The sequence below is a fragment of the Blastomonas sp. RAC04 genome (assembly GCF_001713435.1).
GTDB classification, from domain to species: Bacteria; Pseudomonadota; Alphaproteobacteria; order Sphingomonadales; family Sphingomonadaceae; genus Blastomonas; species Blastomonas fulva.
Genome location: NZ_CP016458.1, coordinates 128,558 through 152,317, shown reverse-complemented (window position 1 = coordinate 152,317; position 23,760 = coordinate 128,558). Strand labels below are relative to the sequence as shown.

At 61.4% G+C, this 23,760-nt stretch carries 18 protein-coding genes and 1 pseudogene; 10 read left to right on the top strand and 9 right to left on the bottom strand.

Going from position 1 to position 23,760, the window contains the following annotated elements:
• The first annotated feature begins 291 nt into the window (after window positions 1–291).
• Genes BSY18_RS20855 through BSY18_RS00710 form a run of 3 tightly spaced genes read left to right on the top strand, consistent with a single transcriptional unit; the run spans window position 292 to window position 2,887 of the window.
• On the top strand, window positions 292–435 hold the full coding sequence (locus BSY18_RS20855) for a benenodin family lasso peptide (RefSeq protein ID WP_150126168.1): 144 nt from the start codon (window positions 292–294) through the stop codon (window positions 433–435).
• 59 nt (window positions 436–494) lie between these two features.
• Window positions 495–1,136, top strand: a complete 642-nt coding sequence (locus BSY18_RS00715; RefSeq protein WP_069049304.1) for a lasso peptide biosynthesis B2 protein — start codon at window positions 495–497, stop codon at window positions 1,134–1,136.
• Window positions 1,136–2,887, top strand: coding sequence for an asparagine synthase-related protein (locus tag BSY18_RS00710; protein ID WP_083231234.1), 1,752 nt, complete (start codon window positions 1,136–1,138; stop codon window positions 2,885–2,887). The genes BSY18_RS00715 and BSY18_RS00710 overlap by 1 nt, the downstream gene beginning before the upstream one ends.
• On the opposite strand, the gene BSY18_RS00705 is transcribed toward BSY18_RS00710, so the two are convergent.
• The 9 genes and pseudogenes from BSY18_RS00705 to BSY18_RS00670 all read right to left on the bottom strand — a co-directional run bounded on the left by BSY18_RS00705 (window position 2,862) and on the right by BSY18_RS00670 (window position 12,587).
• Entirely contained in the window at window positions 2,862–4,991 is a 2,130-nt protein-coding gene (locus BSY18_RS00705; protein ID WP_069049302.1) for a prolyl oligopeptidase family serine peptidase, read from the bottom strand. The two genes, BSY18_RS00710 and BSY18_RS00705, sit on opposite strands and share 26 nt — an antisense overlap.
• A gap of 79 nt (window positions 4,992–5,070) precedes the next feature.
• Window positions 5,071–7,614 (bottom strand): TonB-dependent receptor, encoded by a 2,544-nt coding sequence (locus tag BSY18_RS00700; RefSeq protein ID WP_236823331.1) that lies wholly within the window; start codon window positions 7,612–7,614, stop codon window positions 5,071–5,073.
• 103 nt (window positions 7,615–7,717) lie between these two features.
• Window positions 7,718–8,380, bottom strand: a complete 663-nt coding sequence (locus BSY18_RS00695) for a FecR family protein (RefSeq protein ID WP_069049301.1) — start codon at window positions 8,378–8,380, stop codon at window positions 7,718–7,720.
• Window positions 8,381–8,584: 204 nt separating this feature from the next.
• A pseudogene (locus tag BSY18_RS21640) lies at window positions 8,585–8,728 on the bottom strand (FecR/PupR family sigma factor regulator); the annotation flags it as partial.
• Entirely contained in the window at window positions 8,725–9,243 is a 519-nt protein-coding gene (locus BSY18_RS00690) for an RNA polymerase sigma factor (RefSeq protein WP_236823330.1), read from the bottom strand. The gene BSY18_RS00690 and the pseudogene BSY18_RS21640, both read right to left, overlap by 4 nt.
• 365 nt (window positions 9,244–9,608) lie before the next feature.
• The gene (locus BSY18_RS00685) at window positions 9,609–10,202 is read right to left on the bottom strand and encodes a GntR family transcriptional regulator (protein ID WP_069049300.1); all 594 of its coding nucleotides are present in this window, start codon (window positions 10,200–10,202) and stop codon (window positions 9,609–9,611) included.
• Window positions 10,199–11,056: a phytanoyl-CoA dioxygenase family protein gene (locus BSY18_RS00680; RefSeq protein ID WP_442856554.1), complete on the bottom strand. Its 858-nt coding sequence runs from the start codon at window positions 11,054–11,056 to the stop codon at window positions 10,199–10,201. Before BSY18_RS00680 ends, BSY18_RS00685 begins: the two co-directional genes overlap by 4 nt.
• Before the next feature lie 5 nt (window positions 11,057–11,061).
• Window positions 11,062–11,685 (bottom strand): acyl-homoserine-lactone synthase, encoded by a 624-nt coding sequence (locus BSY18_RS00675; RefSeq protein ID WP_069049298.1) that lies wholly within the window; start codon window positions 11,683–11,685, stop codon window positions 11,062–11,064.
• 149 nt (window positions 11,686–11,834) lie between these two features.
• The gene (locus BSY18_RS00670; protein WP_083231231.1) at window positions 11,835–12,587 is read right to left on the bottom strand and encodes a LuxR family transcriptional regulator; all 753 of its coding nucleotides are present in this window, start codon (window positions 12,585–12,587) and stop codon (window positions 11,835–11,837) included.
• Window positions 12,588–13,096: 509 nt separating this feature from the next.
• Between BSY18_RS00670 and BSY18_RS00665 the strand changes: the two genes are divergently transcribed.
• The 7 genes from BSY18_RS00665 (at window position 13,097) to BSY18_RS00635 (ending at window position 23,699) form a co-directional block, all read left to right on the top strand.
• Window positions 13,097–14,086, top strand: a complete 990-nt coding sequence (locus BSY18_RS00665; protein WP_069049297.1) for an ArdC family protein — start codon at window positions 13,097–13,099, stop codon at window positions 14,084–14,086.
• Entirely contained in the window at window positions 14,083–14,493 is a 411-nt protein-coding gene (locus BSY18_RS00660) for a DUF2958 domain-containing protein (protein ID WP_069049296.1), read from the top strand. The genes BSY18_RS00665 and BSY18_RS00660 overlap by 4 nt, the downstream gene beginning before the upstream one ends.
• 185 nt (window positions 14,494–14,678) lie before the next feature.
• A complete protein-coding gene (locus BSY18_RS00655) occupies window positions 14,679–16,835 on the top strand; it encodes a ParB/RepB/Spo0J family partition protein (RefSeq protein WP_083231244.1) in 2,157 nt (718 codons plus the stop codon).
• A 90-nt stretch (window positions 16,836–16,925) separates the two neighbouring features.
• Window positions 16,926–17,402, top strand: a complete 477-nt coding sequence (locus BSY18_RS00650) for a hypothetical protein (protein ID WP_069049294.1) — start codon at window positions 16,926–16,928, stop codon at window positions 17,400–17,402.
• On the top strand, window positions 17,399–18,205 hold the full coding sequence (locus BSY18_RS00645) for a DUF7007 domain-containing protein (protein WP_069049293.1): 807 nt from the start codon (window positions 17,399–17,401) through the stop codon (window positions 18,203–18,205). The genes BSY18_RS00650 and BSY18_RS00645 overlap by 4 nt, the downstream gene beginning before the upstream one ends.
• Window positions 18,206–18,297: 92 nt before the next feature.
• Window positions 18,298–22,641: a strawberry notch-like NTP hydrolase domain-containing protein gene (locus BSY18_RS00640; protein WP_069049292.1), complete on the top strand. Its 4,344-nt coding sequence runs from the start codon at window positions 18,298–18,300 to the stop codon at window positions 22,639–22,641.
• 11 nt (window positions 22,642–22,652) lie between these two features.
• The gene (locus tag BSY18_RS00635) at window positions 22,653–23,699 is read left to right on the top strand and encodes a DUF7146 domain-containing protein (protein WP_069049291.1); all 1,047 of its coding nucleotides are present in this window, start codon (window positions 22,653–22,655) and stop codon (window positions 23,697–23,699) included.
• Window positions 23,700–23,760: the final 61 nt, after the last annotated feature.

Genomic DNA, 23,760 nt, shown 5'->3' with positions numbered 1-23,760 from the left:
GAATCGATGCATCCGGATCCGGTTCTAATTGTCCTTGCGGCTGGAACAGGATGAGTCAGTATTGACGAACGCTGATTTAATATCGGCGTGTGACCGGGTTCTGACACGCATGTCCAGGCGTACAGCTAAAGGTGTCAGTACGTGCATCCGACGTGCGTTTCCTATTGCTCGGTCACGTTTTAGATCTGCCAGAACCAATTATAATCGGATTATAAAATGGAGCTGACGTTTAACCGGGCATAGTCTTTCCCGGCGACTATCCTAGTCGCATATTACGGAAAGGAACTGAGCATGAACTCGTTTGAACCTCAGCATGATGATGTCATCGATCTGGGCGCCGTCCAGGACGAAACCCGCGGTGCTTCGATCCTCGGCGACGAAGACATCGAGACCAATCAGCGGTTTCTGGTCTTTGGACTGGCTTCCGAGGACTGAGCAGCTGGTGGCGTGCAGCCTGCTGGCTGCACGCCATTGCTGATCATTGTGCTATCACGATGAAGTACGGACTGTCTCCGCACCTGCGCTACTGCCTCTTCGCGTCAGCATCGGTATTTCTCGACGTGGACCACGAACGATATTTTCTGCTGCAAGATAGAGCGGACGCGAGGTTCCGGCGTTTCCTTGAGCAAAGTGCTGATGCCGCCGACTTCCACTGGCTGATCGCACGGAACATCATAACCGAGGGTTGCGATGATCCGACATCGCATTGCTGTAAAGTCCCGGCTCCGACGTCCGGCCTTGGAAATCAACCGCCGCTTTCAGCTGATATTATTCTCACCATCAGAGCTATTGCAGCACAGATCACAGCACGGCGGATGCTCCGGCGCCGGCCATTTGCGGATATCCTTAAACCCGGCTGGTCAATGGCGCAGTGCGTCGCGCAGGATCATGAGCACCAGGTTTCTCGTGTGACGGCCGCATTTCAGCGGGCTCGGCATTTCGTTCCGGCAAAAGACCAGTGCCTCGTGAGGAGCATCGCCATGAGGCAAGTTCTTGCCAGCCAGGGATGTCATGCGGACCTTGTGATTGGGGTGGCGCTTCCCTTTTCAGCGCATGCCTGGGTCCAATCTGGCAACAACATCCTGACCGACCCACTCGAGCTGGTAGAGCCCTACAAGCCGATACTGGTGGTCTGATGGCAGGGCGTTTCATCATAGACATCAACCCGGTTGCATCCAGTCAGGTCCGTTCCGTCAGCAATATGGGAGCGCCTTCGTTCAATGATCCTGCAGTTCGCGTGTGGAGCCATTTACCCGCAATCAGGATTGGCAGCACAGGCTGCATCATCGGACATTTGTTCTCCCGGAAACCGCCTCACCGCCTCGTTCTGGAGTTCGATACTGAAACAGCCCACGCGATCCATTCAAGCAGGGGCCGCATGCTCCTGCAAGAATATTGGGGTGCCTATGTTGCGATCGTAGTTGGCCCGGATAACGCTGTTTCGGTGCTACGAGACCCGTCCGGTCTGCTGCCGTGTTATTATCGCACCCGAGCGGATGGCGCAGTGTTTGCGGGCGATGTGGCGGATCTGCTGAGCCGGGGGGTGGGGGCTGTCAATCTGACGGAGATCGGCAGACTTCTTGCCAGCCCGGATGCAATGGGCCGCAGCACGTGTCTGTCCGGCGTTTCTGAGTTGCTGCCAGGTGAGTGCCTGAGCAGTTCAAAAGGTGGAAATACCCTGGATGAATGGTGGTCGCCATGGCACTGGACCTGTCCGGAAACGATGCCAGAATTCGACGATGCCGCAGCCAGACTTCGCAAGGTCGTTCTTGACTGCGTAGGATCCTGGGCATCGTGTTTCCAGTCCATTCTGATCGGAGTTTCCGGGGGGCTGGACTCTTCCATAGTCGCCTGCTGCGCTCAGCCAGGAGCCGCGGGACTGCATTGTGTCAATCTCGTCAGCAGCGGAGCGGGGGGAGATGAGCGTCGCTACGCATCTGCTCTGACGCATGCGCTTGGCCTTCGGCTGCACGAGCGGCACTTCGACATCGCATCGGTCGATATTGAGCAGCCTGCAGCGCCCACCCACCCCTGGCCAAATGCCGCGTACTTTCTGCAGGCAATGCAGGCCACCCATTGCGCATTTCGCGATCATCAGCCTGTTGATGCCTATTTTTCCGGTAATGGTGGCGACAACGTGTTCTGCAGTTTGCGCACGGCCGCTCCGTTCGTAGACCGGTTCATGTCTCAGGGCTCACGCTCTGGAATTATGAATACTCTGCGCGACATCGGCGTACTGACTGGAGCGGACGGCATGACGATTCTCCGACATGCCTGGGATATCTATCGAAAGGTGGGCGCCCCGCTCCAGACTATGTGCGATATGTCCGGTCTGTCACCTTCGTTCTTCGAAGCGATGGCACCTGGCCAGCCACTGCATCCCTGGCTCAATCCACCGCCGGACGCACTTCCGGGCAAGATCGGGCATGTGAAGCAGCTCCTCCGGGCCCATCGCAGCATCGAGCTGTATCCGCGCCAGACGTATCTGACCCACATTGCTCCGCTGATGTCTCAACCAGTCGTCGAACTCTGCTTGCGCATTCCAACGTGGCTTTGGGTTCATGGCGGGGCAAATAGGGCAGTCGCCCGCGCAGCTTTCAAGGGAATCGTGCCGGACGAACTGCTCGGACGAACCTCCAAAGGAGGCCCCTCTGGCTTCATGAGGGAGATATATCTCGCAAACCGCAGCAAAGCTGAAGATTTTCTGCGCGGCGGTATTCTCGACCGGGCCGGACTGCTGGACCTTTCGATCCTCAGCCAGGCGCCGCTACCCACAGCTGCAGGTTCCCAATCCGCACGCCGGGTCCTGGCAATATGTGCTGCAGAGGCCTGGGCGCAGTGGTGGAACAGCTCTGACGGGCTCAGGGCGGACCATCGGATGAATTGACCGGGAGTGCCGGGCAAGGGGCGCGACGGTCGCGCTCCATCTCGATCCAGTGGCCGGCACGCCCCGCAGAGGAGGCGTCAGTCTGCTCTTCGTCGCGAAGCCAGAAATCAAACCATGCAATGTTCTCGCGCATGGCAGCCAGACGGTTCGATGGAATGTGAAACAGGTGCGTCTCATCGGTAGCGGTAGTTTCGCCTGGATAGAGACTTATCTGTGAAGGAACGCGCGCAGCCCGGAGGCTCATATGGAAATCAATCGCACCGGCAAGGGGCGTTGCCATTTGCTGGAGCACAGCTGCACAGGCATGATCGGCGCGCAGAGAGGGCGAAAGGCGGCGATAGTTCTCGAGGAATGGTTCGGCGGGAGGACCACCAAAGATGGCTGTGTAAGACCGCATCACCTGGGACCAGGCTGAAGGCTCGAGAAAGCTGCCATCACCGCTCGAAGCGGCTCTGAAAAGACTGGACTGCGTGACGGCTACATTCGTGATCTGCGATCCTCTGCTATAGCCTGCAATTCCGACCCGTCTGCGATCCACGAGCCCATCACGGACCAGTTGGCTCACCACATCTTCCAGCATGTGCACCACATCAATCCAGGCACTGTCCTGAACTTGGGCTGGTGATAAAGGGCCCTTGCCCGAGCGCCACTGAGCGTAGCCCGGCATCAGGTCCGGGTTCTGGCGGGGAGAAGGATCGTTGATCAGCACGACGATATAACCCCGCTCTGCCCAGGCCTGGACAGGATAATCCCATTGAAGATCCTGGTCTGCAAATCGCTCATCCGCATCACTGCCATGGGTTACGAGGATTGCGGGGTACCGCTGGCCCTTTTCAAAGTCGCGAGGCCAGACGATGAAACCCGTGGCAATGTGATCAGCCCTGTTCTTCCATTGGTGTGTTGTGATTTTCAAAGGCGCTATCGCTTCATGCCGCGCCGAGAGAGCCAGCACCCTTGTGATCCTGCCGCTGCCGGGCTCGACCCGGACAAACCGGGGCGGCTGGCTGAGCGATTCCTCCACACAGATGCCCCATGACAGATCAGCCCGAAAATCGCATCGGCTAAGGCTCTTGTCGGTCAGAATGGTGCGTACGCCCGCTTTCGAGACGACCGCCAGTCCATAACGGGGGTGGGTGGTAGTGCGCACGCCGAGAACCATGCGCCTGCCGTCCCCGGATCGCCAGTTCGCGGCGGACCTCGGGTCCCCGACATAGAAACCGTATCTGCCATAGCGGTGTTTCAAGCCGTCCGGACCTGTTTCGATCAGGTCCAGCGACTCGCCGGTTCCTTCGCTGGCCAGCTGGCCGCCATGCGGGCCCTTGAGATAGTCGACCGATGGAAGCCCAGGCAGCGTTCCTGCCGAAGTGCTGACCAGCGAGGTGAATTTCAGATCGAAAGCTTCTGACTCATCGCTTTTGGTGCCCGATGTGGTCTCGACGAAATACCGCAGCCCGTCTTCGCCCCATCGCACGGTGGCGGCTAAGTAGAATGCCAGGCGATCGCTCGTGGGGCGTGTTGCGATCAGCGTGTCTTCGCCTGTCGACGAACGCAGCCGCAGCTCGACAACAGCAGGGACAGGAGCACGGCGCCGGTGCTTTTGCGCGGTTACCTCGCTGTCGAACTGGACACGGGTATCGGCGGCTCCCGGCTTGAGCGCTGCATACCACAACCATCTGCGATCCGGTGACCAGTCATAGGCCAGTATGCCGACGCGATGGGGTGCGAGGGAGGATACGGCAAATAGATTGCCCTCGGCCTGTCCGACAGTGACCTTTGCCTCGCTGGCAAGAACAAGCCGAGCCGATGCGCCAGAATCGATCTGATACAGCTGCTGTCCGTCGCCCAGATCGAGCAGGACATTCCAGGCCCGCATTCCTGCAATTGCCTCGAGTTGATCGGCTGCAATCGCACGCGCAACCTCTGTCCTGACGCCCGAAGCCAGATCCAGCCGATACAGCACGAGCAGTGTCTGGTTCCCGGCAATGTCCACAGTCCGCTCGAGATAAGCCAGTTCTGCTCCATCGGATGACAATGCCATCGAGATCACTCTTGGCACTGACACGATGTCTTCCAGCGTCCAGCGGCGGCCCCGATCTTCGGCCATCGCTGCCGGACAGGATACGATCAGTGCCAACCCTCCAAGAAGCGAGCATCTGCCGAGGTTTGCGTATTTTGTGCGCGGCTTACCAGTCATGGCGCACCGTCAGGCCAAGAAAGCGTCCGACCGCCGAGTAATTGGTCGAATCGAATGCTGCGTCGAACGCGGCCGCCGTAAAGATCCGATCGGGCTTCTCGTTGAGAATGTTGAGGGCATTGACAGCGATTTCAGTCCCACTGCCCAGCGTCAGACGCGCCGTCAGATCCAGGGTGGTGAATGAAGACAGCTTAGTTCGAACCGGTCTGCGATTGTCGGTGACGCCGCCGCTATGGTTGACGAAGGTAGAGAGCGAGAACTGCTTTGTGCTGTAAGTCGCCCCAGCCCGCGCGCGAATATGCGGCGGAAAGAATATGTTTCCGGCAAGTTCGGTCACGGGCAGGCCGGGAAGAAGACGCTGGCTGCTTTCCATCCATGTACCGCCGCCGCTCAGCGAGAGCCGCTGACCCGGGCCAGTCTCAAGGTCATATCGTAGCGACACATCGACGCCGCTATAGGTCTGCTGGGCAATGTTGCGGGTGCGCGCATCAAGAAGCGCAATCACTCGCCGCGGGTCATAGGGAGCCCCAGTCCCATTCTGTAGTCCTCCATTTGCGCCGCTGAACAGTGCATCGAGCAAGGCTGCTGACGGATTGAAGGTGATCAGATCTGCGAAGATCGGGTTGTTGAGCGCGCCAGCGCCTGAGGGCAGCGGAGGTGTTACCCGGTCCGTATAGTCGATATGGAAATAGGCCGCCGAGAGCTCCAGACCTTCTACCGGTTTCATCGTCGCGCTGAAGGTCCAGTTTTCCGAGCGCTCAGGCCCCAGCATTTCGCTTGCCCCTTGGGCAATCGCAAGCGTCGCGCTCGCCGGAAAACCCTGTCCGAAGCCGCCAACCGGAACCAGAACTGCCGAATAGCCCGTATATTGCTGAAAGAGCGTCGGCAGCTTGAACGATTTGCCCCATGAGATGCCAAACGTCAGCCCGGCTACCGGCTCGTAGGTCATGCCGAGCTTCGGAGTGACAATGTCGCCCGAATCCGAGTTATCCTCATAGCGCAGCGCGCCGGTGAGCGATGCCCGGTGCGCAAGCGCAACGCCCTGTTCCGGGCTGGTGAGCGGGACGAACAGCTCCCCATAGGCAAAATAGTTTTTACGAAGCTGGTCGAACTCCCTGCCGCCAAGCCTCGCCCCGAAAAAGCTGGAACGGTAACCAGCGCCCGCTGCAATACGGGCTGGTCCTGCGGGCAGTTCGAACAGCGCGCCCTGAAGCCCCGCCTCCACAGAAAAATTCCGGTTGAAGAAGTATCGGGGGCCGGTGCTCGTCTGAATACCACCAGAATAAACCCGGGTAAGACCATCGGTTATGTCGGTGCCATAAAAGCCGAGGATCTCGAAGGTCCAGTCGTCAGACAGATCAACGACGATTTTCGGAGCAATCCCGAATGTCTCGAATTCGGTGCGAACCTGGTTGCCAGACGTAGTGATCGGTACAGTAGCGGAGAAGCCCGAGGCCCCGATCTGTCGGCCTGTCTTGAAAATGGCGTCGGCACTCAGTTCGACGCGATCACCAAAAGCCTGATGGGCGCTGACGAGCACGGCGTGCCGACGCAGGTCGGGGAACAGGGTAGCATCCGGATTGTTCGAGACGGCAAAGCTACGCGACCCGGCCTGGATCGAGGAATTGCTGCTGACATCATAAGCAGCCAGTACCCCGCCGGTTGACCAGCTGGTCCCGGCCAGTACGCTGAACTGCTGCTGGAAATTGCCGCCATCGGTCGATCCGCCTACGCGCGCGCTGGTGGATACGCCATCGTAGCTTTTCCGAAGGATGATATTGACGACGCCCGCCACCGCATCTGCGCCGTAGATCGCCGAAGCCCCATCGGCGATCACCTCAACACGCTCGACCGCAGCCACGGGAATTGCGCTCACATCAATGACCGAGTTGACCCCGCTGAAGGCAAAACGATTGCCGTTGATCAGCGTCAGAGTCGCATTAGGGCCGATCCCGCGCAGGTTGAAAGTCGATGCCCCGTTGACGTTCACATTTTCGTTTTGAGCACCTTGCGAGTTGCCGATGCCCGGGTTCTGGCCACCGCCAAAATTCTGCGGCAGACTGCGTGCGACTTCGCCCAGATCATTCTGACCGGCATTGCGAATATCCTCACTGGTTACTGTCGTGACCGGAACGGCCGAGGGCGCACCCTTGATGCGTGATCCCGTGACAATTATGGGATCGGATTGCGAACTGGCTTCATCAGCTCGCTTGCCACTGGCGCGTCCGATCGTGACCGATCCCCGTTCGAACCGCGCGATTAGGCCAGTGCCGCGCAACAGGGCCTCAATGGCTTCGCGTGTCGTAAGATCGCCCTCCAGGGCTGGCGCCTGCAGTCCGTCAAGATCATCCGCCGAGGCATACAGTTCGATTCCGGCCCGCGTGGCCACACTGCGCAGCGCGTCGCCTAAGTCCTGCGCTGGCTGGTCGTAGACCATTTTTTCCTGCTGCTGGGCGTGCGCTGCAACTGGCATAAGCCCCAGCGCCACGCTGGCCATCAGCGCACGCATTACCTGTGATTTTCCTGACATCATCCTGATCCCCCTTCGGTTTGGGACCGCATGTCGAGGAGACACACGGCCTTTGAAGGGGGAATGACGCTGGTTGTTGGGGCACCTTAGTCAGGCAATGGAAAAATTATCGCTGTTCCAGATATATGCCGTCGGCCCTGCGCTCGACGGCAAGTTCGAACAGCTGTGCAAGGCGCCTGACGAAGGTATCCGTCTGGCTGATCCTGAAACGACCAGACGCTTCGAGCCGGGCAATGGCAGGGTCCTTTATGATGATCGGAACCGCCGCATAGCGGTTGGCTGCGGCCACCAGCTGGTCGAGCCTGATCGTGCGATATTCCGCCCATCCAGACGGCCAATCACTGTCGCCAAAGTCCGACGACCGTGCCCCAAGTCTCAGCGCGGCATCATCGGCGCGATATGCCAAGGGCGTTGCTGCAGGAAGCTGCCGGATCACGGATTTGTGGCTGGTCTGGCCAGCTGGTGCGATCACCGCCGCGCCATCGGACAGAGTGAGGCCGATTAAACCTTCGCTGTCGTAACCGATATCGATTGAAGCCTGCGTGGTGGTGACCTGGCCGGACCCTGCCAGAATGCGGAATGGCCGGATGTCAGTGGCGATCTGCAGGCGTGCCCGACCTCTGGCCAGCTTCACGATCCTCGCATTATCGGTCAACGCCACGTCAAGGCGGCTGTCGGTATCGAGCGTGACAACCGATCCGTCATCCAGATGGAAGCTTCTGATTTCGCCGTGCCTTGTCACCAGCGGCTCGGCAGCCCAGGCAGCCATGGGATTTTGACCGTGAGGGCCGGAAAGAGAGGCGCCTCCGGCACTGATCGCCAGAAACAGCATGGCCGCGGCGGCTGCCAGCGCACCGGCGGTGAGCCACCGTCGAACAAAGGGTCTTTGAGGGGCCAGGCGGGACTTGCGGCTCTGGCCATGTCGCACAGAACCCTTCAGGATAGCGGACTGTACCAAGATGGCTTCAGCCCGCTCATATGCCGCGTGATGCGCTGGATCGGCAGCGCGCCAGGCTTCGAACTCGTGACGCAGCCGGGGAGCATCCGGACCCCGCATCCTGATCAGCCAGGCTCGCGCAGCGTCATCGATCGCGTTATCTCGGTGATCATGCGTCATCGATTGTAGTCCACGGCCTGCGCGATATGCGCGAGCGCCTTCATCATGTGATATTCCACCGTTGCAACGCTGATTCCCAGATGCTCGTGTATCTCGCGATATGTCAGTTCGTCGACCCGGTGCATCAGAAAAACCTCGCGCGTTTTGGGTGACATCGAGTCCACGGCTGCTTCATAAAGGCTCATCAGATCAGCCGCTTCCATGCTCCATTCCTGCTGTGGGGGTGTGGCAAAATCCCGTTCTTCGCAGAACGACACTTCAGGTGCCCCATGCCGATGAACCTTGCGCGACCGGTCGATCAGCAGGTTCTGGGCGATACGCCGGAGAAAGCCTCCGGGGTTGGCGAGGCTGTGCCTCTGGGCGCTGCCTGCTGCCCTTGCGAACACCTCCTGCACCAGATCGGGCGCTTCCTGCGGGCTCGCCTTGCGACGCAGAAACTGCAGCAGCGCAGAGGCATGTTCCCGAAAGGCCGTATCCAGATCGCTCGTCTCGCGCGACGCAGTCCCGCTCTGCACCGGACGATCGTCCGGATGAGCGTGGCATGCCGAAGACACCGAGAACGGGTGACGTTCGGAAGAAAGGCTTTTCCGTTTTGGCGAAGACACGCAACAGTACCCGCACGGCGCAGACCAACGAACCGGGCGAAGCCAGTCTGTCGATCATCCAGTGCTGCGCCGACGTTCGGTGACTTGAAGAGGTCACATGATCCGTTGCGGCCGCCCGTCCCTGAATGGACAGGCGCTCATAATGCCTGGCGGAGTATCCCGCACCGGACTGCCAGATATGCCCTGTGCATGCGAATGATGTCAGGATGCCATTGCAATGACAAGGAAAAGTCGCACGCGCAGGCGACTTGAGCATCCTGCAGCAATGCTTCGTGTCAGGCGGTGATATGCCGAATATAAGCAGCAGCGTCTTGCGCGCGCCGTTCATGATAGTGCAGCAACAGCGCGCGAACTTCTGGGTGAGTTGCGTTTTGTGAATATGCCGCTTCGAGAGCGCCGAGCTCGTCAGCCGTGTCGCCAAGTATCTCGGTGTCGGCGAGACGGGCGATATGGAGTCGGTCACCGAGGCCAGCAATGCAGCTTGCAAGCTCGGCGTTGCCCGAGCGCCGGGCAATCGCAAGGAACAGCGCATCAAATCCGTCCAAACCTTCATCCGGCCGGCCCACTGGGGTGATTGAGCCGCGCACCTGGGTCGCCAGCGCTGCCAGCATCAGCACAAGATGCAGCTCGAGCATGCTGCGGAGGTCGCTTTCGGTCATCCGCGGCGCATGAAATCCTTCGCCATGCGTAAAGTCGACCATGCGTTCTCCCGTCAGCCGATACAGACTGTCGCGTACCGGCGTAATGCTGACATGAAGCAGGTCTGCAATTCTCGCAGCTTCCAGCCGCGTTCCCGGCGGCCAGTGGCCATGCATCAATCGGCGCTTGATCGCTTCATAAGTCGGTTCGATTACATGTGCAGGGCTCACAGGCTTATGGGCTCCCGCTCGGCAAATGCGGCCAGCATGACTTCCTGATCGGGGCGCAGGGCGTCGATGGCACCGAGATGTTCCGGCACGACATCGCCGAGAAGGACCGACGGGCACTGGCCCTCGTAATTGCCGAGATTGGGTCGGTGCTGGACATAGCCTGCCAGTGCCGCAAGGTCGGGAGGAAACGTCCGTGCTACGGACGGCGGATAGGCAAGCCACAGATTCTCATAGGGCTTGAGCCAGCCCAGGCTGTAGCCGATGACGACGCCGCGCCTGACCTGACTGGTTACATTGGCGCCCGCTCCGTGGGCGGTTGAGCCCAGGAAACAGATCGCGGTTCCGGGTTCACACTCTGCAATAACAGGTGCGCCCGGATCCTGGCGCGCCATGCCGGCTGCGCCGTGGCTATCGGGATAGATGTGGGTTGCGCCGTTCGCTGCGCTGAACGGCGTCAGTGGCCAGATCACGTTGACGAGATACTCGTGCGCTCCCTTTGCGCCGTTCCACATGTCATGGTCCCGGTGCGGAAACTGGCGCTGCTCGCCGGGATGAATCTCGATGGCCTGCGCCACATTGAGCTGGATGCGGTCGCAGGCTTGCCCAAGAATGGCATGCACTGCCCCCGTTATGGTTTTTTCAAGAACCAGCGCATGTGAATGGACCGATCGCTTGAGCAGGCCACCAAAGCGTTTGGTTCGGTAGCCATAAAAACGGCCCTGACCGAAGGGCGTCGCTGCAAACACGGGGTCGAGATCGCTGGCAAGTGCCTCGATGGTCGCCCGCGGTACGAGATCGGGGACGATGCAAAAGCCTCTGTCCAGCAGCGCGTCTGCCAGCCTTTCGGACGACATCGCGTTCATGCGACCGACTCCCGGCTTTCGACAAGCTGCAACGATAGCGGGGCATAGATGCCTGTACGTTCAAGCCTGGTGCGTGTCTGGCTATCGATCCGGATGCGCAGGGCCCCGATCTTCGATCCCATCTTGCCCTGAGGCTCCCCCAGCGGCTCGCACTGCCAGCCGAAGCGCAGGATCTGTGCGAGCCAGCCAAGCTCGGCAACGCCGGTGTAGCAGTCGATGCCCTGAAGGATAGCGTGATCGACCAGCGCGGTCACAAGCTGGTTGCGGGCCGACAGACGCGATCCAGCGTCCTGGTTCCGGTCAAGACAGAAGCGCGATATTTCCAGGATACGCGGACCTCGCGGGACGCGGCCATCGCACAAATGGGGATAAAGATCGCCCAGGATATGCGGCCCAATGGTTGGAAGCAGGCGGGCCGAGGCGCGATGCTGCCCATCTGCGCCGATCAGGATCAGGTAGCGGGCATCTGGCGTGTCGAACTGGTCGATCTCGAACCTGTCGTCGAGGACAGGAAGGTCCCATTTCAGGAGGTCCACAAAGACCTGCTTGCGGGCCGCAAACATGGCGCGCATGGCCATGTTGCTTTCCGCAAATTTCGGACGGATGACGGCGTTGATCATGGCTGTTTTCCCAGAACTGTTGTCCTGCGAACCAGACCATGATCGGACTTTGGCCGGTATACCCAGTTCAGGGGATAGGCTGGGCTGCCGTCAAATCGCCACTGCTGCGAAAGGTGTCTGAATGAGTGACCAGGCGCACCCGAGAAGTCTCAGCTTGGTTTCCACCAATCGAAGATATCCGAGAACCCGATGAGCCCATCGAACAGCGCGCACAGGATCAGCATCTGCCGGCCATGGACATCGTACCGCTCGCGCGCATTCTTGAGATGCTGGGTTACCGTTTCCTCGCTGATCCCTAGGATCGCCGCGATTTCACCGGCTGTCTTTCCCCGCGCCGACCACAGCACGCATTCGCGCTGCCGTTCGCTCAGCACGGGTCTGGGTTCCACCGGCCTGGCACCGCTGATGCGCCGGGCGGCAGCAAGCGCGGTCGCGCCGACGATCTCGGCAGTATGGAGGAAATGCTGCGGCAGATCGCGATCCTGTCTGATGACGAATGTACAGCTGCCGCTCGCCTCACCGACCAGATGTCGCGGAACCGTATAGCCATCGACCAGACCATTTTCCCGTCCCACTGCGAGCATTTGCCGGTCTGCGGCGGTCAGCGGAACATAATGCTCGATGTGCTGCCAGCTGAAGCCGGTCAGTGCGCGCTCACCGGCACGGCGGACAGGGTCTGCTTTGCCAAGGTCAAACCCCTTGTACACCGTCGCCCAGCTTTCAGGATAATTGTGTACCAGCAAGGTACCAGGTTCCGAAAGACCCCTGCGGTCATAAGCCAGTGCGAAATGATCGAAATCCATTCGCGCTGCTGCCTTTTCAAGCGCGCCAAACAGATGCAACTCGTTTGTCGCGCTGGATATCTCGAGCGCCAGGTCTTGTGTCAGGTGCCATTGTTTCACGTTCTAAAGCCCGGCAGCAGGCGCGTTTCCGACCCGTCGACCCTGCTGGCCACTCCTTCAGATCGCCGATTTCCGGTTCCTGTCCGAAAACGCCGAACGGCTGGATGCACTTATGTCCTTTGCAGGCCATCGGTATGCGGGCTCTGGCTGCGGCTCGATTTCGAACGATGGCGACCACGGCTGTAACCTAGCAATCTGATTCTGCATGATAAAGTCCTTGTTCCGAAGAATCTGGTCCGGATCCGGTTCTATTCTGCTGCGCCGAACAGGATATCGGCAGCGATCAAAATTGCAGCGTTGGAACCACTTTGGTCGCTCCAGGGTGTCGAACTTGCAGCCTGCTGGTTTGGCTTGCGAGTGCTTAGGGGCCGCTTCCTGGCCCTGCCAGGCACCGATAGCGCCAAGGCAGGGCAGCTGCCTTCCGGCAGGGAGGAAGAGCAGGGCCGGAAATCCGTGACGGAGTGAAGGCAGGCGAGAGGTTCGCTGGTCATCCGTCGCGGAGACCTTCCATGCGCAAAACATATCGATCCACTTCTGGCGCCACACCTGGTCCGGATATCTACCGCAAGGTGACCGACCAGATTCTGGCAGAACTTGAGGCGGGCCGGGTGCCCTGGGTTCAGCCGTGGGACTCCAGCCATGCCGGCATCGGCCTTCCCTTCAATGCCGCAAGCCAGCGGCGCTACAGCGGCGTCAACATCCTCACATTATGGCATGCCGTGACTGCACGCGGCTTTACCGGCCATGGCTTCCTGACCTTCCGCCAGGCAGCCGCTCTTGGCGGCACCGTGCGTCGCGGCGAGCGCGGTACTCCTATCGTCTATACACGCCGCATTGCGCCGGACGACCGGCGAGAGCGGGGGGATGACCGCGAGCATTCGACGGAAAAGGGATTTTCCTTCCTGAAGTCTTTCACCGTTTTCTCGGTCGATCAGTGCGAGGGCCTTCCCGACCATGTTCCCGCAAGACCGCAGCCCGTTCCCGATGTACTTATCCTGCCTGCTGCCCGGGCGCTGATCGATGCGACGGGTGCTGATTTCCGGATCGGCGGTCACGAGGCTTATTACAGTCCAGCTCATGATTTTGTCGCGGTGCCAAGGCCCGAGGCCTTTCACGAACCCGTCAACTGGCATCGTACCGCCTTTCATGAGCTGGCTCATTGGGTCGGCCACAGCTCGCGGCTGAACCGCGACCAGAGCGGTGCATTCGGTTCGGCGGCATACGGTCGCGAAGAGCTCGTCGCTGAAATGGCAGGCGCGTTCGTCTGCGCGGCACTTGGCATCACTCCCACGGTCCGGCACGCCGACTACATCGGTTCATGGCTTGCCATCCTTCGCGAGGACCATCGTGCCATCCTGCGGGCAGCCAGCGCTGCGTCCAAGGCCGCCGACTATCTGCTGGCTTTCCAGGGCGATCGATCGGGTAGCTCCGTCATGATGGACGCGCCGGGCGGGAGATCGAATCATTCGTGTGTTTTTGAAGGGAGGGCAGCCGCATGAAACTGCTGACCAGAAAGCTTGCAGCCAAGCTGCAGTGCAACGCCCGGCAGCGGGCTGCTGCCCTTGGGCAGGGAAGACCCGAGCCTGACCCCCTACCTGTGGTGCGGTTCTTCAATCCATTGGGGTCAGCCAGCTGGCTTGCCACCGAACTGGATGAGGACGGCATACTGTTCGGGCTTGCCGACCTTGGGCTCGGATGTCCCGAGCTCGGCAGTTTTGCCCTGTTCGAGCTTGAAGACATCCGCCTGCCGCTGGGTCTCAAAATTGAGCGGGACATCGTGTTCGATCCCGTCTTGCCCCTCTCGGTTTACACTTATGCCGCTCGCCAGTGCGGGGCCATCGTGACAGCGCAAAATAAACTGGCCATGGCCGCCAGTGCGCTACGCGCTCGGCAGCTGGACCGCTGACGGGAGGGAAGGCGCTGCGCTTGCATGGGCAAGCGCGACCGCACCAGCACGCGCTGCCAGCGTTGCGCATCCGGGCGGCGGTTGGTGCAGGCCGCAAGCAAGCGAGGAAGAGGGGAGCCCGGGTCTTGTGACGGGCTTGAAAGCCGGGAGAGAGTCTTTCGGCGGTCCGTCATGGAGAAATGGCCATGGCCAGATCGAAACCCACCATCACCCTCAGCCCATCGCGCGACATCCCGTTCGACCGGCTTGTCCTGTCCCAGTCCAATGTCCGCCAGATCAAATGCGGACTTTCGATTGCCGAACTTGCCGAAGACATTGCGCGGCGCGGCCTGTTGCAGAGCCTCAATGTGCGGACGGTGCCTGGCACGGATGGCACTGAGACCGGCATGTTCGAAATCCCCGCAGGCGGGCGGCGCTACCGCGCACTCGAAATGCTGGTGAAGCAGAAGCGGCTTTCCAGGACCGCCCCGGTTCCCTGCATCGTGCAGCAAGCATCCGCCGAGATCCTCGCGGAAGAAGACAGCCTTGCCGAAAACGCCATGCGCGAGCCGTTGCACCCGCTCGACCAGTTTCGTGCGATGCTTAGCCTTGTCGACAAGGGACAGCAGGTCGAGGCGATCGCAGCTCATTTCATGACCACGCCTGCCGTCGTCCGCCAGCGTCTGAAGCTTGCTGCGGTTTCGCCGAAGCTGCACGAGATCTATGCCGAAGACGGCATGACCCTCGACCAGCTGATGGCGTTCACCGTCAGCGATGATCATCAGCGGCAGGAACAGGTCTGGGAACTGCTCGGGCACAGCTACAACCGCTCGGCTGGCTATATCCGTCACAAGCTGACCGAAAACACGGTGCGGGTCGCTGACAAGCGCGTTCGGTTTGTCACGGAAGCAGCCTATGTCGCTGCGGGCGGCAGCGTCGTGCGTGACCTTTTCGAGCCCGATGATGGCGGCTGGCTGACCGATGTCGCACTGCTTGATCGTCTGGTCGATGAAAAGCTGGCTAGGGATGCAGAACGCATTCTGGCAGAGGGCTGGAAATGGGTGGAGAGCGCCATCGATCTGCCGTGGAATGCCACATCGGGCATGCGCAGGGTCTTCGGAAGCGAAATCCCGATAACGCCTGAGGAAGCTGCACGGCTTGCGGCACTTGAAGCGCAGGCAGACGAGCTGTCGGCAAGATGGTCGGATGCTCCGGAAATTCCGCCGGAGGTCGATGCCAGCATCGATGCCGTTGAAGCCGAGATCGGTGCGCTGGTCGATCGGCCGGCGATCTTCGATCCTGAAGATATGACGTGCGCTGGCGCATTTGTGTCGATCGATACCGATGGGTCCCTGCGGGTCGAGCGCGGGCTGGTGCGGCCCGACGATGATGCTGCGGACCCGAATGTTGTGGAGATGGACACTCCCGCAGTGCCCGGATCTGCCGGCGAGGCCGCGCACGGTTCGGACGCCGGGCGTCACGAGGCGCAAGGGTCTGCGCTGTCCCGAGACGATGACACCAGTGGCGACACTGAAGAAGGAGACGCCCTCAAGCCGCTCCCCGACCGTCTGGTCTCCGACCTGACCGCATGGCGCACGCTGGCGTTGCAGGATGCCTTTGCAAAGGACCCGGCGACAGCTTTTGCGGCAGTGCTGCACGCGATGGTGCTGTCGGCGTTCTACAGTTACAGCCATGAAAGCTGCCTGCAGCTGACGCTCCACCCGGTACATTTCAGCAGTCCGCCCGAAGGTTTGCGAGACAGCGCGCCTGCTCACGCAATCGCGCAGCGCCATGCGGCCTGGACCGGTCGTCTGCCCCAGGCCGACACCGAACTGTGGGATGCGTTGCTCGCACTCGATGCGGATGACCAGGCGTGCCTTTTTGCGCATTGTGCATCGCTCGGGCTCAACGCCCAGGCCGAGATCGTGCCCAAATATGACAACGGCCGGATATCCCGCCGCAGCATCGAGCGCCGGATCGCACATTCGCATGTCATCGCCCGGGCTGTGGAGCTTGATATCATAGCTTCAGGCTGGCGCCCGACCGTCGAAGGCTATTTTCGCAGTGTTACCAAACCGCGCATTCTGGCCGATGTGACCGAAGCGCGCGGCGAACAGTTTGCAGGCATGATCGACCATCTCAAAAAGGCAGACATGGCACGGGAAGCTGAGCGGCTGCTCGAAGAGACCAACTGGTTGCCCGAGCCACTGCGTACTCCGGGCGAGGAAGGAACGCCGTCGCAGGACGCTGCAAACGACGATGGAGCCGGCGCGCTGCCTCCAGGGCTCACCAAGGATATCGATGGCGAGGCGGAAGACACCGGCGAGGATCACGGGGGTGCCGATGCCATTGCTGCCGAATGATACCGGGCCGTGCTGAGCGGCTGATCAATCCCTCCACTTCCCGAAAGCCCGGCCACCGCGCCGGGCTTTCCCATTTTCAGGAGAACTCCAATGTCAGCATTCGACATCTACTGCCATGCCCCGCTGGGCGCAAAAATCCGCTTCTCGAACGGCGAACCACGGCCGCCCGATCGCTTCACGCGCAAGGTCAGAGCGTGGGAAGAGGACAACGGGACAGGGACGCTCGTGCAGTGGAGCCCAGGATCTGAAAACGCGACCTGGTCGTCACCTCCGACCTTTGGCCTCCACATTGCAACCTATGCGAGCTCCGGCGTACCTGTGATCGTCCTGCGGCGTATCTATTCGACGACCAGCCAGCTCCAGTTCGACATCGTCGAACGGCCGCGTGTCGACATGGCGCGTATCCTCACGGCCATCGGCGAAGGTGATGACCTTCAGCATCTGGCGGAAGATGAGGCTGCGGCACAGTCCTGGTTGGCCCGGCATCGTTATCATGGCGCGCGCATCGACATGGTCGGCGATCCTGATGCTGTCAGCCGTCCCCTCTTGCGGGGGCAGGCAGCATGACCAGCATCAATGCCGAATATGGCACAACATCCGATGGTCTGATGGCAGCCCGGATCGACTATCTAGCGCTGATCGCAATCCCCAGCCGGGATGGGCAGGGATATCGTGTGGCAACCGCCTTGCCCGGCTCGAAACCGATTTGCCAATGGTCAGCGGCCGATGGCCTGAGCTCCCACGGGCAGATCGCGAATGAGGTCGGCTTTCGTGCCCATGTCGAGGAATGTCTGCTCCATTTCCGCCAACGCGAAGCTCTGGGCCGAACCAGGATCCATCTGCGGGTGCCCACGCCCTGGGGGCCTTCGCAGGGTGCCACGCGCTATGCCGAAGGCATCGTCTGCCATGAGACCGCCAGCCATGGCGGCTTCCATCTCGACAAGGAAAGGAACGCGGCGATGCACCCGGCGCTTCGCCTTCCCGCAGGGTGGTACGAGGAAGACGGTGACTGGGCTCGCGTCGCCACAGCCTATCGCGGCATCTTTACCGAGAGGGAGCAGCGCTCGGCGGACAGAATATTGCGCGACTGGCTGCCCGATGCATGGGAGGCTGTGCATGGCCGCCAACTTGGTCGATCGGAATCCTTCACCCGCGACCGCGAGGGGTTTGCGCGCGACCATGCTGCCGACTGGATCGTGATTTCTGCGGCGCGGTCACCGGACCATCCGGGCGATGTCATCGGCACGGCCACGATTGGCGGACAAAGGGCCAATGCTCCCACCCGCATCTTTCTGATCCCCGGCAGCGAATATGCCGCTGGCAGGCACGGGTTCGTGATCGATACCACCAGGCACAGGCCGCTGGATTGAGAGGAAGAGATGGGACCGGAACAGGCGGGCCGCGGGGTCGGGAGAGAGCACCGCGCGGGCTCGCTCTTTCCCGCTCTCCTGAGGATCCAGCCATGACATTTCTTCCTTCCAGCAAAGCGCAGGGCGCCGCGCTGCGTCACACCGTGACCGCCGCATGCCTCAATGCTGCCGCGCAAAACATCCTGCCCCTGCTCGAGGCTGGCCAGCCCTTCGGCACGGGCCACCTGCGCGCCGCCATGGTTGCGGCTTTCGGGGCAAGCGATGCCGAGGGGGCCTGGGACTGGAAAGCGGCCTATGACGCCTGCGAGGGTGCCCAGGTTCTGCTGCTGCGTGCTTACGGCCGTGCGCTGATGACGCGGGCGGGCTCCCCGCAGCACTGCCTTGCGATGTGGGAACGCATTGCGCGGCGCATTCCGACGCACACGCGCCGGTCGGAATCCGGCCAGTCGCTCCAGCAGTTCTCGACCCCGCTGCCGCTGGCCTATGTTGCGGCGCAAGCAGCGTGCATCCGCAAAGGGGATCTCGTTCTCGAGCCATCGGCTGGCACGGGCATGCTCGCCATCCACGCCGAGCTGGCACGCGCGAATCTCGCGCTCAACGAGCTGGACTGCGGCAGGTCCGAATTTCTTGCCCGTCTGTTCCCAGGCTTGCCCGTAACCCGGCACGATGCTGCCTCGATCGATGATCGGCTGGATGGTGTGGTCCAGCCTGATGTCGTGCTCATGAACCCGCCCTTTTCGGCGATGGTCGGTGTCGATCGTGTCATGCGCGATACAGCATTGCGGCACCTTGCCTCGGCGCTTGCACGCCTCCGGCACGGCGGACGGCTCGTCGCGATCGTCGGGGCGAACTGTTCGCCCGACGCGCCCGCATGGAGCGATGCGTTCGACGCACTGCAGCAGACCGCCACATTGCGTTTCTCGGCAGCGATCCCCGGACAGGTCTATGCCAAGCATGGAACCACCATGCCTACGCGCCTCCTGGTGTTCGACAAGGTTCCCGATCCAGGCGGAACTGCGCATCTTAAGATGCGCAGCGAGGCACCCGACCTTGCGACCTTTTTGCAATGGATCGAGGCCGATGTGCCGCGACGGCCGAAAGCCTCTCCGCTGTCGCCAGCACCAGTGTCGCCTGTACCGGTTGCCATGTCGGGCCATGCGCGCCGTCCAGGCAGGTCGCCAGTACATGCGCCCGAGACTGGAAACCCGGTGGGCGATGACCAAGGCGAACTGGTCTATTCGACACGCGAATGGCAGTCGCCCGAAGGCAGGCTCGGCGATACCATCTACGAGCCCTACACATTGCAATCGCTCTGCATCGACGGCGCGCGGCCGCATCCCACCGCGCTCGTCCAGTCCGCGGCAATGGCGTCGGTCGCACCGCCCAGGCCTTCCTATCGGCCCAATCTGCCAAAGCGCCTGGTGGCGGATGGAATATTGTCCGACGCGCAGCTCGAGTCGGTCGTCTATGCCGGCGAGGCGCATTCCGGACATCTCTCCGGCGCATGGGCGATCGACGAAACCTGGGACACGGTCTCGGCGGTGAGCGACGACATGGACGGCGCCATTCGCTTCCGGCGCGGCTGGTTCCTCGGCGACGGCACCGGTGCGGGCAAGGGGCGGCAGGTCGCTGGGATCATTCTCGATAACTGGCTGAAGGGCCGGCGGCGTGCGGTCTGGCTGTCAGTCTCCGATCGCCTGCTTGAGGATGCGCAGCGCGACTGGGCGGCGCTAGGCCAGGAGCGGCTTCTCGTGACGCCGCTTTCTCGCTTCCGGCAGGGCACGCCGATCAGGCTTACCGAAGGGATCCTGTTCACCACCTATGCGACGCTGCGAAGTCAGGCGCGCGGGGGCAAAGTCAGCCGGGTCGAGCAGATTGTCGAATGGCTCGGCCGTGATTTTGACGGTGTGATCGTCTTCGACGAAGCCCATGCCATGGCCAATGCTGCAGGAGGCAAGGGCGCGCGCGGCGAGCAAAAGCCATCGCAACAAGGCCGGGCCGGCCTTCGCCTCCAGCATGCACTTCCAAATGCGCGCATCGTCTATGTGTCGGCGACCGGTGCCACGACTGTCCAGAACCTGGCTTATGCGCAGCGTCTGGGGCTGTGGGGCGGCACCGATTTTCCGTTTGCGTCGCGCAGCGAGTTCGTCGCGGCGATCGAGGAAGGCGGGGTTGCAGCGATGGAGGTCCTGGCGCGTGATCTGAAGGCATTGGGCCTCTACGCTGCCCGTTCGCTCTCGTTCGATGGCGTCGAATATGAGCTCCTCGAGCATCAACTGACAGATGAGCAGCGGCGCATCTATGACAGCTATGCAGGCGCGTTTCAGGTCATTCACAACAATCTGGATGCAGCGATGGAAGCGTCCGGCGTGACGAGCAGCCTGCATGGCACGCTCAACCCGCAGGCGAAGTCGGCGGCGCGCTCGGCATTCGAGAGCACCAAGCAGCGCTTTTTTAACCATCTGATTACCGCCATGCAGACGCCTGCCACGATCGCGAGCATCGCGTGTGACCTTGAGGCAGGCAATGCCGCCGTCGTACAGATCGTCTCGACCGGCGAGGCGTTGCAGGAACGCCGGCTCGCCGAGATCCCCGCAGACGAGTGGGGCGATGTGTCGGTCGACATCACGCCGCGCGAATATGTGCTCGATTATCTCGCGCACAGCTTTCCGGTCCAGCTCTACGAACCTTTCACCGACAGCGAAGGCAATCTGGCATCGCGCGCCGTGTTCGACGCTGACGGCAATCCGGTTTTCAACCGCCAGGCCTGCCGCCGCTGCGATGCCATGATCGAGAAGCTTGCCTCGCTGCCCCCGGTTCCGGGCGCGCTTGATCAGATCGTCCAGCATTTCGGGGCCGATGCGGTTGCCGAGGTCACCGGGCGGTCGCGGCGGATCGTGCCGGTCAGGAGCAAGGACGGATCGGTCCGCTTTGCGGTCCAGAACCGGCCCTCCAGTGCCAACCTCGCCGAAACGCGCGCCTTCATGGATGATGAGAAACGTATCCTGGTCTTTTCGGAAGCCGGCGGGACGGGCCGGTCCTATCACGCCGATCTGGGGGGCAGAAACCAGCGCCGACGCATCCATTATTTGCTGGAACCTGGCTGGAAGGCGGACAGCGCTATCCAGGGGTTCGGTCGCACCAACCGTACCAACCAGAAGCAGCCGCCGCTGTTCCGACCGGTAACGACCGATGTGAAGGCGCAGAAGCGCTTCATTTCGACGATCGCGCGCAGGCTCGACACGCTCGGCGCGATCACACGCGGCCAGCGCCAGACGGGCGGCCAGAACATGTTCCGCTCGCAAGACAATCTGGAATCGGCGTATGCGCGTGATGCGCTTCGCCAGCTTTACCGGCTGCTGGCAGATGGCAAGGTCGAGGGCTGCTCGCTGCTCGCGTTCGAGGCTGCGACTGGTCTCTCGCTGATGGACGAAGGCGGCCTTAAAGACGAACTGCCGCCGATCACCACCTTTCTCAACCGGATGCTCGCACTCACAATCGATCTGCAGAACATCCTGTTCGAGACGTTCGAAGGTCTGCTTGCCAGCCGGATCGAAGGCGCGGTTGCATCGGGGACGTTCGAAATGGGTCTGGAAACCCTGAGGGCCGAGAGCTTCACGGTGTTGGGGCGTCAGACGATCTATACGCATCCGGGAACAGGCGCGCAGACCCAGCTCCTGACCATTGAGCGGAAAGACCGGATTGCGCCGGTCTTGCTGGCCGATGCGCTGGACCTGGTTGAAGCGCGCGGCGGCGAACTGCTCGTCAATGCGCGTTCGGGCCGTGCTGCCGTCAAGCTTCGCACGCGCAGTCTCATCGATGACGATGGCAGCGTCCACCGGCGCTTCGCTCTCCAGCGGCCGCTTGAGAAGATCCGCATGCTTGCCGTGGATCTGGAGAATTCGCACTGGCAGCCCGCAGATCTTCAGGCCTTTGCGGCTGCCTGGAACGTGGAGCTTGGCGAACTTCCCGAATATGAGACATCGACGCTGCACATCGTGTCAGGACTGCTCTTGCCGATCTGGAAGCGGCTGCCCAAGGAATCGACGCGGGTCTACCGGCTGCAGACCGATACGGGCGAGCGGATCATCGGGCGCAAGGTAACGCCTGCCTGGGCGGCGAGTGTGACCGGCGACAGTCCGGTGCACATGGACGTGTCCGAAGCGTGGCGGATGCTGGGCGCTGGCGAAATCGCGCTGGAGCTTGCCGAGGGACAGACTTTGCGCCGGGTGCGCGCGATGAACGACTGGCGGATCGAGCTTTCCGGATTCAACGATCTGGGGGTCGAGCGGCTGAAAGCGATGGGCTTGATCTCGGAGATCGTCTGGTGGAAACTGAAGCTCTATGTGCCGGCAGGGGCTGCTGGCGCCGATGTGTTCGCTGCGCTCGTCGATCGGTTTCCGATTGTGCGGGTGCAGGATCGCAAGGCCGCCTGAAGGAGCCCCGCATGATCGATTCCCCATCCGAAATCGCGCGTCGTTTGGCAGAGAATGCCGAGGCGGTGTGCCGCCATTATCTGTCCAACGGTCGCCGCGAAGGGCATTATTGGATGGTCGGAGATGTCCGCAATACGCCTGGCCGCAGTCTCTATGTCCGGCTCACAGGGCACGGCGAAGGTCGCGGGTCGGCAGGCAAATGGACCGATGCCGCGAGCGGCGAGCATGGCGACTTGCTCGATATCATCGCTGCTTCGTGCGGGCATGCGGTGTTCAGCGACACGCTAGTGGAAGCGCGGCGATTTCTGAGCTTGCCGCTGAAACCCGGGCATCCGTCGGGCAGGACCAGGCGCGCCAGAGCAAATGCCGGTACGCCTGAGGCTGCGCAGCAGCTTTGGGCCAGATCGCTGCCCATCGAGGGAAGTCTTGCTGCTACCTATCTGGCGGGACGTGGCATTACCGACCTCTCCCTATGCAGATGGCTGCGTTTTCATGCCCGCTGCTTCTACAAACCCGGTGCGGACGATGCGCCCGACGTCCTCACTGCCTGGCCCGCGCTGATCGCTGCCGTCACAGATGATGACGGTGCCGTCACCGGTGTCCATCGCACCTGGTTGCACCCGAACATGACAAGCAAGGCACCGGTCGCAACGCCGCGACGTGCCATGGGCCATTTGCTCGGGCATGGCGTCCGTTTCGGTAACGCAGGTCCGGTCATGGTAGCGGGCGAGGGGATCGAGACCATGCTCTCGCTTCGCCTGGCGATGCCCGGCATGCCTATGATCGCGGCATTGTCCGCCGCGCACCTTGCTGCCCTCGAATTTCCTGCTGGGCTCAAACGGCTGTATGTCGCCTGCGACAACGATCCCGCAGGGGAGGGGGCCTTTGTGAGGCTTGCTGGTCGCGCAGATGAACAAGATATCGAGGCGATTGCACTGTTGCCTCAGAGCGATGATTTCAACAGCGATCTTATGGCCATCGGTCTGGACGCATTGACGGCAAGACTGGGGACGATGCTCGAGACCTCCGATGTCGCGAAGTATCTGCAATCCCGCTGAATTGTGCCCGCTAACCCAGGCGGGGTGCTTGCACCGTCGGCACCGATCGGTCTGACGACAC

What these genes read in the sequence shown, in the direction of transcription:
- BSY18_RS00660 (WP_069049296.1), top strand. Translation starts at nt 14,083, where the DNA reads ATGAAACTGCTGACCAGAAAGCTTGCAGCCAAGCTGCAGTGCAACGCC.
- BSY18_RS00700 (WP_236823331.1), bottom strand. Translation starts at nt 7,614, where the DNA reads ATGATGTCAGGAAAATCACAGGTAATGCGTGCGCTGATGGCCAGCGTG.
- BSY18_RS00695 (WP_069049301.1), bottom strand. Translation starts at nt 8,380, where the DNA reads ATGGCTGCCTGGGCTGCCGAGCCGCTGGTGACAAGGCACGGCGAAATC.
- BSY18_RS00640 (WP_069049292.1), top strand. Translation starts at nt 18,298, where the DNA reads ATGACATTTCTTCCTTCCAGCAAAGCGCAGGGCGCCGCGCTGCGTCAC.
- BSY18_RS00680 (WP_442856554.1), bottom strand. Translation starts at nt 11,056, where the DNA reads ATGTCGTCCGAAAGGCTGGCAGACGCGCTGCTGGACAGAGGCTTTTGC.
- BSY18_RS00665 (WP_069049297.1), top strand. Translation starts at nt 13,097, where the DNA reads ATGCGCAAAACATATCGATCCACTTCTGGCGCCACACCTGGTCCGGAT.
- BSY18_RS00675 (WP_069049298.1), bottom strand. Translation starts at nt 11,685, where the DNA reads ATGATCAACGCCGTCATCCGTCCGAAATTTGCGGAAAGCAACATGGCC.
- BSY18_RS00650 (WP_069049294.1), top strand. Translation starts at nt 16,926, where the DNA reads ATGTCAGCATTCGACATCTACTGCCATGCCCCGCTGGGCGCAAAAATC.
- BSY18_RS00635 (WP_069049291.1), top strand. Translation starts at nt 22,653, where the DNA reads ATGATCGATTCCCCATCCGAAATCGCGCGTCGTTTGGCAGAGAATGCC.
- BSY18_RS00645 (WP_069049293.1), top strand. Translation starts at nt 17,399, where the DNA reads ATGACCAGCATCAATGCCGAATATGGCACAACATCCGATGGTCTGATG.
- BSY18_RS20855 (WP_150126168.1), top strand. Translation starts at nt 292, where the DNA reads ATGAACTCGTTTGAACCTCAGCATGATGATGTCATCGATCTGGGCGCC.
- BSY18_RS00705 (WP_069049302.1), bottom strand. Translation starts at nt 4,991, where the DNA reads ATGGCCGAAGATCGGGGCCGCCGCTGGACGCTGGAAGACATCGTGTCA.
- BSY18_RS00655 (WP_083231244.1), top strand. Translation starts at nt 14,679, where the DNA reads ATGGCCAGATCGAAACCCACCATCACCCTCAGCCCATCGCGCGACATC.
- BSY18_RS00710 (WP_083231234.1), top strand. Translation starts at nt 1,136, where the DNA reads ATGGCAGGGCGTTTCATCATAGACATCAACCCGGTTGCATCCAGTCAG.
- BSY18_RS00715 (WP_069049304.1), top strand. Translation starts at nt 495, where the DNA reads ATGAAGTACGGACTGTCTCCGCACCTGCGCTACTGCCTCTTCGCGTCA.